Here is a 15,311-nt window from a genome sequence, read left to right on the forward strand (position 1 = left end):
GATCAAACATGGCTAGCGGTATTGCAAAAGCCAACGGCGTCGACCTCTGGTACGACCGGATCGGCGAGCCAACCGACCCGGCATTCCTGCTGATCACCGGCGCCCACGGCCAGGCCATGGCTTGGAACGTCTGCTTCTGCGAGATGCTCGCCGAGCGAGGCTTTCAGGTGATCCGGTTCGACCAGCGCGATACCGGCCTTTCGGCGCGCATTCCGGCAGACCAGTCCTTTAATGGCGCGGACCTCGGCGATGACGCGATCGGCCTGCTCGACGCCCTAGGCATTGAGCAAGCCCACGTGGCCGGCATCTCCGCCGGCGGCGTCTTCGCCCAGTATGCGGCCCTTCGGCATCCGCATCGGGTGATTTCGCTGATTTCGATGATGAGCACCACCGGCGATTTCCGCACCGACCCCATGCTGGATAAGCCTGATGGTCGCGTCATGGCGTTGCGGGAAAAGCCGGCCCCGACAGACCGCCAGGGCTGGATCGACCGCATGGTGGACTCCTTCACCAACTACGTCTCGGGCCCTCGCTATCCCGTCAACGAGGAGTTCGTTCGCGCCTATGCGTCGGTGATGCTCGACCGCGGAGAGCAGACAGGTGACGCTCATCGCTTGGTTCAAGCCGTCTATGCGTCCCTCCCTGTGCCCGCACAGACGATCACCGCCCCGACCCTGGTCATCCATGGCTCCGATGACCCGCTGCTGCGCTATTCGGGCGGCCTCTCCACCGTGCGCGCCATTCCCGGCGCGCGTCTGCTCACCATTGAGGGGATGGGCCACGACCTGACCTCGCCGCGGGCGTTTCCGTGGATGGTCGAGGCGTTCGCGCATCATGCTCAGACCGCGCCGCCCTTATGGGTTCGCGCCGGCCAGAAGGTCGCGCCCGCCGCTTGACTGAGCGGCGTCGGAAAAGGGGCCTCAGGGCCGAAGTGACCTTGGCTGCGGGCATACCCTGGCTCTGGATCGGTGGGCCCGGGAAAATCGAGAAGAGGCCGCCAAGGCCAAGGGCAAGACCATGTACAAGAAGATCGTGCTGGCTTTCGACAGCACCCTGGAGGGCCGGCGCGCGCTGCGCGAAGGTGTTCTCCTGGCCAAGGTCTGCGCGGCGGAGGTCTTTCTTCTGTCCGTGACCGTCGAAGGGGCCGGCGTGGCGATCGCTGAAGGCGTCCAGGCCGGCGCCGCCCATCGTCACCGTGAAGCCTATGAAGCTGTATTACAGGAAAGCCTCGCGAGGCTGCGCCAGCTGGGGTTCGAGGCGCGTGGCAAGGTCGTCACCGGCGACCCGGCCCAACAGATAAGCTTGTACGCCAATGAGGTGAAGGCCGACCTCGTCGTCGTTGGTCACCGCCGACAAAGCTTTCTGGAGCGCTGGTGGTCTGGCGCGTCTGGCGTCTACATCGTCGACAACATCGACTGTAGCTTGCTGGTGGCGCGCTCGGAGATCAGCGACGAGGCATTCGAGCAGGCCCTCAAAAGCCTCAAGCCTCCTCGTTAGGCGAGAGCTCGCGCACACCCCGCCTGGGCCGAGCGCATCCTCGATCGCCAGCCTCGGCGCGATCGCGCCCGGACACCCTTTTAATGCTGGCGGCGCCTGAGGCGATCGCACCACGTGTTGGCACGCCCCCGGGCGGGCGCGTCCGCAGGCAGCCGGGTGAGGCGCTGTGCCGCTTCGCCGACAATGGCGAGCTCAAAGGGCCACGCGGCGTGACGGCTTTAGGCCTTTGAGATCGGTCGCCTAACGCGATCGGATAGACGGCTCCACGGGCAGGCGGACACAAAAAAGGCCCGGGCGCCAAGCCCGGGCCTGAGTCTGTCGTCTGTCGTCTGTCGGACCTCAGTAGCGGTAGGCCAGCTCGGCGCCGAAGGATCGCGGAGCGTTCACCACTGACGCGGCCCAGGCGCCGCCGCCCAGCCGTCCAACCGAGGCGTAGTAGCGATCGTTGTCCAGGTTGCGGCCCCACACCGATACCTTCCACTGGGTGGAGAGGGCGAGCTCGGCGCGAGCATCCAGGCTCGTGGCGCTAGGACGCACATAGTAGTTGCTGCGCTCGGGCTCGGGCACGGCATTGAAGGCGATCTTGTCCTCATAGGTGTAGGAGCCTTGGAGCAGCAGTTTTCCAAGGCTCGTAGGCACGGTGTATTCGGCGACGAAGCTCCCCTTCCATCGTGGCGCCCGCTCCAGCGTTGAGCCCTTAAGATTAGCCGTCGCGCTGAACTGGTAATCGTCGAACTCGGCGTGGAGATAGGCCAGCGTACCGCTCAGCCGCAGGCCTTCGAACGGAATCACCGTGGTTTCGGCTTCCAGGCCATAGATCGTCGCGGTGGCCGCGTTGCGTAGCGATACGCGCCCGCCCGGCAGGTTCAGAGCGACTTGCAGATCCTTGTAGTCGGTGTGGAAGGCGGCTAGGTTCAGGCGCACGCGACGTTCGGCCAGGTCGGTCTTGGCGCCCAGCTCGTAGTTCCACACCGATTCCGGATTGAAGGGCGCGCCGTCCGGGAAGTTGAAACCGCCGCTCTTGAAGCCGCGGGAAGCCGTGCCGTAGAGGAAGACGCCTTCGTTAAGCTTGAAGTCGAACCCTACCAGCGGCGTGGCCGCCTCCCAACGCTTGCTCGTGTCGGTAGTGAAGAGCGTGGAGCCTCCTGGCGCGGTTGGCGCATAGATCCGCGAGTTGATCTGGTAGTGCTTTTTTTCGGAGCTGTAGCGCAAGCCCGCGCGCAGCGTCAGCCGGCTCGTCACGTCGTAGCCCGCATGAGCGAAGGCGGCGTAGGCGTTGGTCGTCGACTTCTCGAGCGGCCCCCCATAGCCCGAGACGCGCACACCCGCGGGATTGAAGATCCGCAGCTCGCTGCCGCCGCCATCGGGGGCGTCATGCAAGTAGTAAAGACCAGCATCGATGCGGACGCGCGAGAACGAAGTGGAGGAAACGCGCACCTCGCCCGAATAGCCCTTGTAGGCGGCTTTGTAGAAGCTCTCCGACACCCGGTTGGCCGTGCCGTCCTGATCGGTCTGAGCCACGTAGTCATAGTCATTGTAGCCGGCCAAGGCCGTTAGGGTGAGAACGGGGAACTTATATTCGAATTCCGCCGACGCCTCATTGGAGACGCGATGGTTAAAGCCCGGGAAGTCGTTGCGCACCGCGTTCGGACCAAGGCTGGGATCATTGAAGATCGCGTCGCGTTGGCTGGCCCAGCCGACGAGGTTCTTGTAGCCGACGGTCGTATCCTCCTTGGCGTGTCCGGCGCGCAAGACCAGGCGAGCCGCATCCGTGGGCTTCCAGACCAACGAGCCGCGGACCCCGCGCACCGAGAAGCCGAAGATGTCCCGCCCTAGCGTGACATTGCGTCCGTAGCCGTCGGAGTCGCCATAGTCGGCCGCGACGCCGAGGGAGAGAGTGTCGCTGACGGGGCCGCGCACCGACAACTGCGCCTCGCGGGTATTGAAGCTGCTATAGGCCAGTCGGCCCAGCACCGCGAGGCTGTCGCCGGGCAGAGCGTGCTCGATGCGCACGGCGCCGGCGGTGGCGTTGCGACCGAACAGAACGCCCTGGGGCCCGCGCAAGACCTCGATGCGCTCGATGTCGAACAGTTTGGCGTAGACGCCGTAGGGCCGGTCCATGAACTGGCCATCGACATAGAAGGCGACAGGCGAGCTTGTCGACGACAGGGCGCTCACAAAGCCGATGCCGCGAATGGTCGGCGCGGCGGTCCCGTTGAACGTGGGGGCGGGCACGGTTATACCCGGCGCAAACTTTGCCAGGTCGTCGACGTGAGTGACGCCCAGGCGCTCGATCGCCGCGCTGTCGACAGCAGTGATCGCCACCGGCGTTGTCTGGATGCGGGTCTCGCGACGCTGCGCGGTCACGACGATGTCGTCCAAAACGTAGCTATTGTCGGCGGCAGCGATCGGGGCTGCGGGGCTTTGGGGAGGCGCGGCAGGTGGCGCTGCGGTCTGGGCCAGAGCGGAGCCAGAGTATGTCATGAAGGCCGCGCCCGAGAGCAGAAGCGCCCGCAGACCGCAAAGCCGAGTCGGACGCGTGGCGTCGCGTAGTGTCATCCTTGCCTCCCCATATGATCCTGTCGGGCTAAGTCCCGCTTATTGGATTATATCAATCGACTGATTGACACAGGGTGGGGAACTTTTCAAGCGCGCCGTCGCGTCAAGCGTCGGACGTCCTAGTGTTAAGGCCCCGGTCGCCCAATTTGACGAGCGTGCGAGCCGTCAGGCTCGTCGATCGGATGCGGACTAAGTGTCGGCTAGCGGACCACAAGCTTCGATGAAGCCGGCGGCTGCGAAGGTGATGATCGACGCTATCCAGGCCGACACCGGCTCGTTGCGCGCGCTGCGTCCCGTCATGGCCAGGTAGGATTGATCGTAGGGCAGGGTGACCATCATGATGATCACGAACGACAGGCACCTTGCGATCTGAACGCGGCTGGCTTCGGGAAAGAGCCTGCTCAGATCGGCGACAAAGCGATCGCGCAACGGCTGCAGGTCGCCAATCAGGTCAGGGCCCTGGCGGTTGATTTCCACCACCTTGCGAGCGATCAGCCGACCATAGGCCTCCCCAGCCTCGCTGGCGATCACCTCGAGATGCGGCGTGACATAGGCCTCCAGCAGCGCGTCCAGCCGCGCGCGACCGCGCAGGGAAGCGTCCAGCCCCTCATAGCGCTGCTTACGATCGGCCTGTATGCGGCTGAAGTAGGACTCCACGATGGCTTCGTACACGGCCAGCTTGGAACCGAAATGATAATGGGCGGTCGCGGGATTGACGCCGATCTCCTGCTGGATGGCGCGCAGGCTGGCGCCTTCAAATCCGAACTCGGCGAAGTGGCGCGCGGCGGCCTCGATCAGGCGCTGGCGGGTGTCGCCGGCGACGGGTTCTTCGGTCACGGTCGAAGCGTCGGCCTGTGGTCCGCCCTTGGCAAGACGGCGTCCGCCTGACGCCCGCGACGATGTTGGTGCCATGCGCTACGCCTTGATCCACCGCAAAACCGGGACATTCGACATGCGGGAGGCATTGTAACCTGTCAATCGGAAACCAACCGTTTGATTGAATGGTGCGGTGACGACAAGCCGGCCGATCTCATCCCCAGGGCCCTAGGAACGGCTCCCCCGCAAAAAGGCTCGTCGGCGCAGCGATCGTCTCAGGCCAATCTTGCGCGGGCGGCGTGGTTTGGCCGCCTGCAGGATCCATATGCCAGTAGAGCTCGATCAGGTGACCGTGCGGGGAGCGGGCATAGATCGTCCGGTCGATCCCCGGCCGCAGCCAGGGGGGCATCTCGACCATCTCTACGCCGCGGGACGAGAGCCAGTCGCGCGCCGCGCGCAGCTGAGCATAGCCGCCAACCCGGACGCCGAAGCTCAGATGGGTGTCGTCCTGTCGCACCGGCAGCTCAGAGCGCAGCGCCATATCGTAAACCGCGAGCGTGTGGTGTTCGGCCGCGCAACGGAAAAAGGCCGCTCGATCGGTCCGATCGGTAAGGGTCAGGCCCATGCGTCCAGACCAGAAGGCGATCGACGCCTCAAGGTCGCTGACGAACAATCGAAGCGGACCAATGCCGGTGATCTTGAAGGGGCGCGCCAGGCGGACTCCCTCGACCTCATGGATGACGGGAAGGGCTTCGCGATGACGATAGCCTGAGGCGAGCGCATAGCCGCTCGCAAGCGCCTGATCGACCTCCTCGAATTCCGGGCGTTGGGGCAGCTGCGGCGCCTCCCGAAACTCTTGGGCATGCACGCCCTTGGGCTTTGAGACGCCGTCCCAGCCGATCTGCTCCATCCCGTAATAGAGCTCGATGATGTGGCCGTCGGGATCGTAGAAATAGCTATGCCAATTGGAGCCGGGCACATCGCGGCCAGAGCGATGCAACGGTAGGCCCTTTTCCTGGATCCATCCCACCGCATCGACAACTTCCTGCAGAGAGCCGACCTGGAAGGTGATCTGGTTCGAAGAGACCTCCTTGCCCATACGCGCCGTGCGGCCCAGTCCATGGAACACCGCGCCGTTGAACAGCACAAAACTATGATGATCGCCGCCGTGGCGCATGAAAAAGCCGCGCGTGTCGCCAAGGGCGGCTAGGCGGTCGGGGTCGGAAGTCTTGGTGCGGAAGTCCAAAATGTCCGAAACCGCAAAGCCTAAGGTGTCACGGTAAAACACCAGATTGGCTTCGAGATCGGCGACGTTGAGCCCGTAATGGCCAAGGCGGCGCAGATGAAACGGCCGGGGGAGCCTCACCCCCCCGACATCATAAAATGCTTCGTCGAGCTTCATCAGGCGGCCGCTGGCTGACGGTTCGGGATCAAGGCGCTGTGGGAGCCGCTGAGGATGGCCTCGCCATCCGCGCCCATCGCCTTGAGCCCGTCGATGAAGCGCTTGAGATCCTCATCGGTCCGGATTTCGAGCGGGTAGTCGGTGCCAAACACCACGCGCGAGGCGGGGATTTCGCCCAGGGTCGCGCGCACGGCGTTGAGCGAACCGAAGATGCCGGCCGTATCGAACCACAGATTGTTCTCCAGATAATACTGGAGCGGCTTTTGCGGCAGGATCCCGTGGACCGGGTCGCCAACCATTCCCCAGTTCTCGCGCTTGGTGAAGCCGCGCACGCGCTCAAGATGCACCGCGACATTGCCCGCCAAATGGCCGAACTGAACCTTCAAATTCGGGAAGCGATCAAACGTGCCGCCGATCACCATGCGAAGCGCGGTGGTGGCCAGGCTGTACTCGCGGCCCACCGAGCGCACGAGGTCGTAACGGTCCAATTGTGGGCCCACATTCGGCCGCAGGGCCGGGTGCACGAAGACATACAGGCCCAAGCGTTCGCAGGCGGCCCAGTAGGGATCGAACGCCGGATCGTCCAGCGGCAGGCCGTCGACTTCCGAGATGGTCACACAGCCAACCACGCCGTACTCGTTCACGCACCGCTCAAGCTCGGCAGGGGCTCCGGCCGAGTCCAGCGCAGGCGCGTGGCCGAGCATCGTAAAGCGGGTGGGGTGGCGACGGATGGCGGCCGCCATGGCGTCGTTGACCATCTGGCAGATCTCAAGATCCGCCCCGTCCATACCCAGGCCACAGGTCAACACGGCCATGTCGATGCCGGCGTAATCCATGGCCCGAACCTGCTCGTCCAAATCGGTGAGCGCTGGCGGCATGAAGTATTTGGGAGCCTTGCCGGCCTTGTTGATGGCCATGTTGGCGATCTTGGGATGGTTCAGCAGTTCGGGCGGGGTGTAGTGGTGCTGGAAGTCGATGATCATGGGGGTCCTCTCTAGAGTTTAGGCGGAGCGTCGGGCGTTGGACGCCGGTTGGCCAAGACGCGCGCGGAAGCGATCGGCGAATGCGCTTTCGTCCATGGGATGAAAGGCGCCCGCCACGTAGCGGTCCGGTCGCACGACCAAGACCTGTCCGGGATGTTGAGCCAGAACCTGAGCGAGCACGTCGCCGCGGTCCCCCACGGCCGAGGCACTGCGCGGCGTGCGATCGCCGGCAAGGACGACTAGGCGTTTGGCCCGGAGCCGATCCCAAAGCGGGCTGGACAAACCGTCCAGCGCCGCTGGGTCCGCCGAAAGCAAGGTGAAGCCGGGGCCAAGCCGCGTATCGAGCAGCACCAGACTTCCGTCGCCGGACGCCACGAGCGGCTGGGGGAGCATTGCGCCAACCGCCCCGACGATGGCCTGGTCGAGGCAGCCAGCGCCATACCGTGGCGGCGGCTTCCATCGCATGGTCGCAACCCATTCCCGTGCGGCCGGCGCTAAGGACAAAGCTGTGAAAATGGCGTCGCGCGCCCAAGAACCCACGCGCGAACGCGACATGACGATTTGGCCAAGGCGCACCGACAGCGCGATCATCGCTTCGACATGAGGGCGCCGCTCGGCCTCATAGCTATCGAGCAAGGCGGGGCCAGCGTCTCCGGCCGCGCACAGCGCCAGTTTCCAGGCCACATTGTGCGCGTCGCGGATGCCGCTGTTCATGCCCTGTCCGGCGAATGGCGGCATCATGTGCGCGGCGTCGCCAAGCAGCAGCCGCCGGCCGTCGCGAAAGCGCTGCGCGGTCAGGGCGTGGAACGTGTAGACGGTCTTGCGCACGATGTCGGCGCCGTCCAGGTCTCGATAGGGACGGGTAAGCGCCGCCACGGAGTCTGGCGCCAGCATGGCGTCGGCCTTTTCGCCCGGCAGCAGCATGAATTCATAGCGACGTCCGCCGCGGGGGGCAGGGACCGAGACCGCCGGGCGCGCCGCATCGCAAATGAACTTGGTGAAGCGGCTGTCGTCCGGGTCATTGGCGGTGTCGACGATGAGCCAAGGTTCGGCGAAACTGTCGCCGCGCATCTCGATGCCGCTCAGGGTCCGCACCGTCGAGCGGCCGCCATCGCAGCCGATGACCCAGTCGGCCTCGATACGCATTGGCCCGGTCGGACCTTCCAACGACGCGATCTCGCCCTCGCCGTGGCGGGTGAGGGCGGTCAGCCGGGTGGAGAAGCGCTCCGTCACGCAGTCATGGCGACCGAGCGCTGCGCGCAGGATCATCTCCAGGGCGGGCTGGTCGAAGGCCGAGCGCTTGGGGAAGCCGTAGGCCCCGACCATCGGACGCACGGCCGCCAGAAGGCGCCCTGCGGCCGAATAGTAACGCGCGCCCGTGCCATAGACGACGGCCTCGCGGATCTCGTCGGCTAGGCCGATGGCTTGAAAGGTCCGGAAGGACTCGTCGTCGATCAGGATGGCCCTGGGCGTATCCGATGTGGCTGCGTTGGCTTCGATGATGACCGTTTCAACGCCCGCCTCGCCGAGCAGATTGGCCAAGGTCAGGCCAACCGGGCCTGCGCCGACGATCAGAACCGTTACGCGGGCTTGCGTCATTGGGCGGCCTCAAGGCTTGGGACGCTCACGCCCATCAACTCGGACAAGGCTTGGGCGGCGACGTCCTCGTCGGCCGGGTCGAACACCGCGGCGACGTAGCGGTCAGGCCGCACGACCAGGAGCTTGCCCCCGAGCGGCTCGAAGATGTCCGGCGTCGAGCAACCCTGCGGGTCTAAACGTACGGCCCGCGCGCCCAGCCGCCTCCAGAGCGGATGGCGCGGCGCCGGCGAAAACCCCACCCCGAGCAGGGCGAAGCCGCTTCCCAAATCTTCATCGAGCAGCCGCCCGTCGCTCAGTCTGGGCTGGGGCAGCATCTTGCCGACTAGGCCCCGGGGACCGGCGGGCGCGACGAAGAGCCCGTCCGTTATTTCCGGTTTGGGTTTGAAGAACTGGCCGTTGATATAGCGCCGGACTGACGGGATGCTCCTGGCCAGTGCAAAGGCAAGGTTGCGCGCCCAGGCCTTCGCATAGCTGGTGGTCATCGCCAGCTCGGCCACCGTGACCGACGTCTCGATCATCTTTTCCACATGCGGGCGACGCTCCTGCTCATAGCTGTCGAGCAGCCGCCCGTCCGCGCGTCGCTGCGCGTCGATCGCCAGCTTCCAGCCCAGGTTCCATACGTCGCGCATGCAGGAATTGAGGCCCTGGCCCATAAAGGGCGGCATCATGTGCGCTGCATCGCCCGCCAGCAGCACCGGGCCTTGCCGCCAACGCTCGGCGTGACGCGCATGGAAGACATAGATGGTCTGGCGCTCGATCGAGGCGGGGTGGTCCGGCCCGTAGCCGTAGTCAGCCAACAGCCGCGCGATCCGCGCGGGATCCAGGAAGCTTTCACGCCGCTCGCCGTGCTTGATCATGAACTCGAAGCGTCGGCGTCGGTAGGGCCCCGGGACGGCCACGGCCGGTCGACGCGGATCGCAAATAATCAGGGTGTCGGGCGGGTCGAACGGGTCATCGACCAGATCCAGGACCAGCCACGGCTCCTGGTAGCTGTCGCCGCTGGTGGGGATGGCGAGTTTGCGGCGGATCGGACTGGCCCCGCCATCGCAGGCCACGACCCGCCGGGCCGAGACCTTTTCGCCGCTCGCCAAGCTCAAGGTCGCGCCGTCCGCCTCCAGCGTGAGATCAAGCAAAGCCATATCGTAGCGGACGGTGACGCTGGACCATCGTCCTAGTCCTGCCTTAAGCACCCGCTCAAGGTCAGGCTGATGGATGCGCAGGCGCTTTGGCCAGCCGTACTCATTGCCCTGGGGATTGACCTCGGCGAAGGCTTGGCTGGCCCTCGGGCTAGCCATGTAGCGCGTCGAACGGCCTTCCCGGACGTGCGGGATCATCGCGCTGGCCAGTCCGATAGACTGCAGGAAGCGAAGGGTTTCGTCATCGATGATGACCGCTCTGGGCTCGGCGGCCGTGGCGGCGTTGCGCTCGAGCAACAGCGTGGAGACGCCTTGCTGCCCAAGCATATTGGCCAAGCCAAGGCCCGTCGGGCCCGCCCCGACGATGACCACGTCGTATTGGTTCATGCCTGGAGCGCCACGCTGATGCGGTCGGCTGTCTCGGCCTGCCATTGCGCCATCGGCTTGTAGCCGGGCGCGCTTGCGCAGCGGGTTTGGCCCTGAACGTAGATTTCGTCGTCGGTGAGGCTCAGGTCGAGCGGCTCTCGGAGGGGCTGAGGAACGTACCAGGGGGTATCCATGAAGAGCTCCAGCCGGTTGCCCTCGGGATCGCGGGCATAGACTGACCAGGAGATGCCGTGATTGATCGGCTGGATGTCGCCGGCTTCGGCGGCCTTCAAGAGCGCGTGGGCCGAGCGAAGGCCGGTCAGATCCGTCAGGCGCCAAGACAGCTGATTGACGGTGGTGAAGGCCAGGTCCTGCGGTCGCCCGGTGCACAGCACCAATTGATGATGCTCGCGAGGATCGCGCGACAGGAACACTAAGCTCGAGCCAGGCAGTTCTCCGCGATCGGTCACCACCATGCCCAGCACGCGCTTGTAGAAGCCCTCCATCACCGCCAGGTCCGTGACAAACAAGCCGACGTGGGAAAACGAAAGGCTTGCGGGGGCGGGCGGCGCGCTCATGACCAGTTTCCTCTCTCGCGAGGCTGCTGCTGCTCGCTTCCCACAGACGCTAATGTCTGCTAGCACCTCAGTCAATCGACTGATTGAATGAGGGCGATTATGGATTGGCGGTTAGCGGTAGTCAGGGGCGAAGAGGGCGAAGACGCTGCGGCGGTCTTCGGTGATTCAGTCTTTCGGCTAGGGCGGCCTGTGATCAGCCTGATCGGAGATTGGGAGGCGGCGGACCGGCTGGCGCGGGCGGTGAAAGCCAACGGCACGCCTCTGAGCCTGTCGTCGGTCGAGCTCGCCCCGCCCGTGCGGCCGGGAGCCGTGTTCTGTGCGGGGGCCAACTATGTCGATCACGTGATTGAAATGATCGGGCGCCCGCCGGCGCCCAAGGCGGGCTCAGAGCCCTTCTTCTTCCTTAAGCCGGGTCAGGCCTCGATCGTGGCCGACCAGGCTGTCGTGGCCCTTCCCCACCCGGGCGCGCGGCTCGACTGGGAGGCGGAGATCGCCGTCGTGATCGGCCGTCCAGCCCGACACGTCAGCACAGGCGACGCGATGGACTGCGTGGCCGGCTACACCATCGTCAACGACCTATCGTCCCGGGACCTGATGAAGCGGACGGACGTCTCGTTTGTCTATGACTGGATCGGGCAGAAGTGTTTCCCGGGTTCATTGCCCGTTGGCCCTTGGATTACGCCGGCCCCCCTCATCGCCGACCCTCACGCCCTTCAGATCCGCCTCTGGCTCAACGGCGAGCTGATGCAGGACTCCAGCAGCCGCCAGATGCATTGGTCTATCCCCGAACAGATCGCCTACCTGTCGCGCCGCGTGGGCCTTGCGCCAGGCGACCTAGTGGCGACCGGCACGCCAGCCGGATGTGGCGTCCGCAAAAACATAATCCTCAAGCCAGGAGACGAAATGCGCATTGAGATCGAAGGCCTGGGACGGCTGGTCACCAGGATCGCCGCGGCGGAGCGCGCGGCATGAGGGCGGCGGTTCTCCGGGCGTTCGAAGGGGCGGGCGCGCTCAAGATCGAGGCGCTGCCTGACCTCGCCCCAGGCCCGCGCGAGCTGATCATCTTGGTCGAGGCGGTGTCGATCAACCGCAACCTCGATGGCGCAGTGATGGCGGGGCGTTGGCCGATCAAGCCTGCGTTGCCTCACGTGCCAGGCATCGATCCGGCCGGCGTCGTGGTCGCCGCGGGCGCCGAGGTCACCGAATTCGCGCCTGGCGATCGCGTGGCCGCCGCGCCTGTTCGGTGCGGCGAGTGCGCAGGTTGTCGTCAGGACCAAACCGAGGCGTGCGTGCAGACCCGCTTGCTGGGCATGGCGCGGTGGGGCGGGGTTGCAACCCATTGCGCAATCCCGGTGTCGGCCGCCCGCCGCATCCCGGCGGGTGTCTCGGCAATCGACGCCAGCTTCGCCGTCCGTCACGGCTCCCTGGCCATGCACATGCTCCGCCGCCGCCTAGGCCTTGTTTCCGGCGAGCGCCTGTTGGTCACGGGCTCGGCGGGCGCGCTCGGCGCGGCTGCGGTTCAGATCGCCGCCGCCGCGGGCGTGGAGGTCATCGCAGCGGCCGGCGACCCGGCCAGAGCTAGGCTGGCGCTGGAATGGGGCGCGGCCTCGTCGCTGAGCTATGAGGAGCTGCCAGCGCTGGCGAGCTCGGTACGGGGCGTGATTGAGACCACGGGCGCGCCGGCGGTTTGGGAGGCGGCGTTGGCCGCCTTGGGGCGCGACGGGCGACTGGTGGGCTCGGCGGGCGCGCCGGGCGTACGGGCAAGCCTTGAACTTTCGCGCCTCTACACCGCGCGCTTGGTGGTGTCGGGGGCGACGCTGGGCAGCGTCGAGGACGAAAATGCCGCCCTGGCCCTGGCGGCCGAGGGCCGGCTGCGCGCCCCCGTGGGCGCTCGGTTCACGCTCGACCAGGCCGCCGACGCCTATGCCCTGGCCGCCGGGGGGGCGGTGTACGGGAAAATCATTATCGAACCGGGGAAAATTGCATGAAACTGGCCACCCTTAAGCGCGGCGGCCGCGATGGTGCGCTCGTCGTGGTCAGCGACGACCTGTCGCGCTGTGCGTGTTCGTCTTACTCCACCATGCAGGACGCACTTGACGACTGGACGGCCGCCGAGCCGGTTCTGCGGGCCGAAGCCATGGCCTTGGTCGCCGGCGGAGGACAGAGCTTCGACCCGCATCAGGCGCACTCGCCACTCCCGCGCGCCTATGCGTGGTGTGATGGCTCAGCCTATCTGTCGCACATGGCGCGCGTACGAGCTTCCCGGGGGGCGGAGATGCCGCCCAGCTTCCACAGCGATCCGTTGATGTACCAAGGCGGGTCCGACACCTTCATCGGTCCCCGCGACCCCATAAGGATCGCGGACGCGGCCTGGGGCATCGACTTTGAGGGAGAGGTCGCCATTGTCACCGACGACGTGCCGATGGGGGTTTCGGAAGCAGACGCCGCTGGGCACATCGTGCTGGTGATGTTGTGCAACGACGTTTCGTTGCGCAACCTGATCCCGCCGGAACTGGCCAAGGGTTTTGGCTTCTTCCAGTCCAAGCCGTCCTCGGCCTTTTCCCCCGTCGCGGTCACGCCCGACGCCCTGGGGCAGGCCTGGGATGGCGGTCGCCTCTGCCTGCCGATACGCGTCACGTACAACGGCAAGCTCTTTGGCGCGCCGGACGCCGGCAAGGACCTTTCGTTCGATTTCCCCCGCCTGATTGCACACGCGGCGCGCACCCGAGCTTTGGGCGCGGGTACGATCATCGGCTCGGGCACCGTGTCCAATGAAGACGAGAGGACCGGCGGCTCGTGCTTGCAGGAGGCGCGCGTCATCGAGACTCTCCGCTCGGGCGCGCCCGTTACACCGTTCATGCAGTTTGGCGACACCATCCGCATCGAGATGACCGATGGCGAAGGGCGCTCGATCTTCGGAGCCATCGATCAGCGCGTAGAGTGCTACGACGGTCCTTAGTTCAGGGGGCGTCCCGCGCGGGGACACGATGCCCGCGCGGGACTGGTCCACCATCGTGGACCCGTTGTTGCTCACGGCGGCAAGCCAGCGGGCGTGGGTGTCCGGAGGCAGCGTCGGGAACGCCAGCAATGCGAAGGTCAGGCTGCACATCGGCGGCGGCGCGGACTTTCGGATCGGGAGGGCGGGGAGCCCCCAAACCGTGCACGCCGACGCTGCTCATTCCAATAACGAGTTGGCGCGGTCCGCTAGTCGAATGGCGCGCTTGGTGAATGTTCAAATTCTCCGCTGCCCTAACTTCCCCTCATCGGCGCCGGCGATCTCCATGATTGCCGAGGCGCTCTGATCCTGGAGAAGGCAGCCATGAACAACCTCATTAAGGACGCACGTCACATCCCGGTCGACAGCACCGGGACCACGGTGTCGTTCAGCCCGATCACCCTGGACGCGCCGGGCCGGGGCGTGCCGCTTGAGCTGCGGATCACCGGGCCCGTTTCGGGCGACGCCCTGCCCATTGTGCTGCTTTCGCACGGCCATGGCCCTTCGAACTACATCCCCTCGAAGGATGGCTACGGCCCGCTGGTCAACTTCTACGCCGAGCGCGGCTTTGTCGTGATCCAGCCCACCCACCTGAACTCCAAGGTCGCGGGCCTTCCGGCCGGCGCCGCAGGCGGGCCGCTGTTCTGGCGCTCGCGCGTCGAGGACATGAGCATGATCCTGGACCGCCTGGACGAGATCGAGGCGCTGGCGCCGACCTTCAAGGGGCGGCTGGATCGCGCCAAGGTCGCGGTTGTCGGCCATTCTATGGGCGGACAGACCGCCGGCATGCTGCTGGGAGCCCGGCTCACCGATCCGACGGACCCGGAGGCCCAGGACGTCAACCTGTTGGAGGCGCGTATTAAGGCTGGCGTGCTGCTCACCGCGCCTGGCAATGGTGGCGACAGCCTGAGTGAGATGGCGCGCACCAACTACGGGTTCTTCAATCCCGACTTTTCCCACATGACCACCAGGCACCTAGTCGTTGTCGGCAGTGACGACGCCTCGGCCCACCTCACGGTCCGGGGGCCGGCTTGGCATGCCGACCCCTACTACGGCAGCCCTGGCGCCGAGGCGCTGATGACGGTCCTCGGCGCCAAGCACGGCCTGGGCGGCATTTCCGGCTACGACGCGAGGGAGACCGACGACGAGGATCCCGACCGCCTGGAGGTCGTCCTGCGCATGACATGGGCCTATCTACGCTCCGCCTTCGATGGCGACGACCGCGCCTGGGCGGCCGCGCGCGACGCGTTGCAAAGCCAAGCCTCTTCGCAGGCGCGAGTCGACCTGCGCTAGCGAAGCCGCCCGTTCCTGGCCATTCTCACGTGGATGGCCAGGACCGGCGCAAGCGCGGAAAAGGAGCTACGCACATGACGTCGCCAG

Annotated in this window: 13 protein-coding genes; 6 read left to right on the forward strand and 7 right to left on the reverse strand. The window is 65.9% G+C overall.

What is annotated here, in order from left to right; all coding sequences use genetic code 11:
- Nucleotides 1-8: 8 nt before the first annotated feature.
- Both ACW175_RS02010 and ACW175_RS02015 read left to right on the forward strand, forming a co-directional pair.
- Nucleotides 9-896: an alpha/beta fold hydrolase gene (locus tag ACW175_RS02010; protein WP_492103006.1), complete on the forward strand. Its 888-nt coding sequence runs from the start codon at nt 9-11 to the stop codon at nt 894-896.
- A gap of 121 nt (nt 897-1,017) precedes the next feature.
- On the forward strand, nt 1,018-1,497 hold the full coding sequence (locus tag ACW175_RS02015; RefSeq protein ID WP_492103007.1) for a universal stress protein: 480 nt from the start codon (nt 1,018-1,020) through the stop codon (nt 1,495-1,497).
- Nucleotides 1,498-1,836: 339 nt separating this feature from the next.
- Here ACW175_RS02015 and ACW175_RS02020 read toward each other — a convergent pair whose 3' ends face one another.
- The 7 genes from ACW175_RS02020 to ACW175_RS02050 form a co-directional block, all read right to left on the reverse strand.
- Nucleotides 1,837-3,864 (reverse strand): TonB-dependent receptor, encoded by a 2,028-nt coding sequence (locus tag ACW175_RS02020; RefSeq protein WP_492103008.1) that lies wholly within the window; start codon nt 3,862-3,864, stop codon nt 1,837-1,839.
- 381 nt (nt 3,865-4,245) lie between these two features.
- Nucleotides 4,246-4,893: a TetR/AcrR family transcriptional regulator gene (locus ACW175_RS02025; protein ID WP_492103009.1), complete on the reverse strand. Its 648-nt coding sequence runs from the start codon at nt 4,891-4,893 to the stop codon at nt 4,246-4,248.
- 193 nt (nt 4,894-5,086) lie between these two features.
- On the reverse strand, nt 5,087-6,274 hold the full coding sequence (locus ACW175_RS02030; protein ID WP_492103010.1) for a VOC family protein: 1,188 nt from the start codon (nt 6,272-6,274) through the stop codon (nt 5,087-5,089).
- Entirely contained in the window at nt 6,274-7,257 is a 984-nt protein-coding gene (locus tag ACW175_RS02035; protein WP_492103011.1) for an amidohydrolase family protein, read from the reverse strand. The genes ACW175_RS02030 and ACW175_RS02035 overlap by 1 nt, the downstream gene beginning before the upstream one ends.
- Nucleotides 7,258-7,275: 18 nt before the next feature.
- Nucleotides 7,276-8,856 (reverse strand): bifunctional 3-(3-hydroxy-phenyl)propionate/3-hydroxycinnamic acid hydroxylase, encoded by a 1,581-nt coding sequence (locus ACW175_RS02040; RefSeq protein WP_492103012.1) that lies wholly within the window; start codon nt 8,854-8,856, stop codon nt 7,276-7,278.
- Nucleotides 8,853-10,364, reverse strand: a complete 1,512-nt coding sequence (locus tag ACW175_RS02045; RefSeq protein ID WP_492103013.1) for a bifunctional 3-(3-hydroxy-phenyl)propionate/3-hydroxycinnamic acid hydroxylase — start codon at nt 10,362-10,364, stop codon at nt 8,853-8,855. The genes ACW175_RS02040 and ACW175_RS02045 overlap by 4 nt, the downstream gene beginning before the upstream one ends.
- Nucleotides 10,365-10,375: 11 nt before the next feature.
- Nucleotides 10,376-10,936 carry a VOC family protein gene (locus ACW175_RS02050; protein WP_492103014.1) on the reverse strand — a complete coding sequence of 187 codons (561 nt, stop codon included), beginning with the start codon at nt 10,934-10,936 and terminating at the stop codon, nt 10,376-10,378.
- A 189-nt stretch (nt 10,937-11,125) separates the two neighbouring features.
- Between ACW175_RS02050 and ACW175_RS02055 the strand changes: the two genes are divergently transcribed.
- From ACW175_RS02055 to ACW175_RS02070, 4 genes are all read left to right on the forward strand, one after another.
- A complete protein-coding gene (locus ACW175_RS02055; protein WP_492103015.1) occupies nt 11,126-11,908 on the forward strand; it encodes a fumarylacetoacetate hydrolase family protein in 783 nt (260 codons plus the stop codon).
- Nucleotides 11,905-12,924, forward strand: coding sequence for an alcohol dehydrogenase catalytic domain-containing protein (locus ACW175_RS02060; protein WP_492103016.1), 1,020 nt, complete (start codon nt 11,905-11,907; stop codon nt 12,922-12,924). The genes ACW175_RS02055 and ACW175_RS02060 overlap by 4 nt, the downstream gene beginning before the upstream one ends.
- Nucleotides 12,921-13,895, forward strand: coding sequence for a fumarylacetoacetate hydrolase family protein (locus ACW175_RS02065; RefSeq protein WP_492103017.1), 975 nt, complete (start codon nt 12,921-12,923; stop codon nt 13,893-13,895). The genes ACW175_RS02060 and ACW175_RS02065 overlap by 4 nt, the downstream gene beginning before the upstream one ends.
- Nucleotides 13,896-14,255: 360 nt before the next feature.
- Nucleotides 14,256-15,224, forward strand: a complete 969-nt coding sequence (locus ACW175_RS02070) for an alpha/beta hydrolase family protein (RefSeq protein WP_492103018.1) — start codon at nt 14,256-14,258, stop codon at nt 15,222-15,224.
- The last annotated feature ends 87 nt before the right edge of the window (nt 15,225-15,311 follow it).

It is taken from the genome of Caulobacter sp. FV1ye6ST (assembly GCF_058681225.1).

Excerpts from the sequence above, each read along its gene's own strand:
- ACW175_RS02035 (WP_492103011.1), bottom strand. The coding sequence starts at position 7,257 with ATGATCATCGACTTCCAGCACCACTACACCCCGCCCGAACTGCTGAAC.
- ACW175_RS02060 (WP_492103016.1), top strand. The coding sequence starts at position 11,905 with ATGAGGGCGGCGGTTCTCCGGGCGTTCGAAGGGGCGGGCGCGCTCAAG.
- ACW175_RS02015 (WP_492103007.1), top strand. The coding sequence starts at position 1,018 with ATGTACAAGAAGATCGTGCTGGCTTTCGACAGCACCCTGGAGGGCCGG.
- ACW175_RS02070 (WP_492103018.1), top strand. The coding sequence starts at position 14,256 with ATGAACAACCTCATTAAGGACGCACGTCACATCCCGGTCGACAGCACC.
- ACW175_RS02030 (WP_492103010.1), bottom strand. The coding sequence starts at position 6,274 with ATGAAGCTCGACGAAGCATTTTATGATGTCGGGGGGGTGAGGCTCCCC.
- ACW175_RS02065 (WP_492103017.1), top strand. The coding sequence starts at position 12,921 with ATGAAACTGGCCACCCTTAAGCGCGGCGGCCGCGATGGTGCGCTCGTC.
- ACW175_RS02040 (WP_492103012.1), bottom strand. The coding sequence starts at position 8,856 with ATGACGCAAGCCCGCGTAACGGTTCTGATCGTCGGCGCAGGCCCGGTT.
- ACW175_RS02010 (WP_492103006.1), top strand. The coding sequence starts at position 9 with ATGGCTAGCGGTATTGCAAAAGCCAACGGCGTCGACCTCTGGTACGAC.
- ACW175_RS02050 (WP_492103014.1), bottom strand. The coding sequence starts at position 10,936 with ATGAGCGCGCCGCCCGCCCCCGCAAGCCTTTCGTTTTCCCACGTCGGC.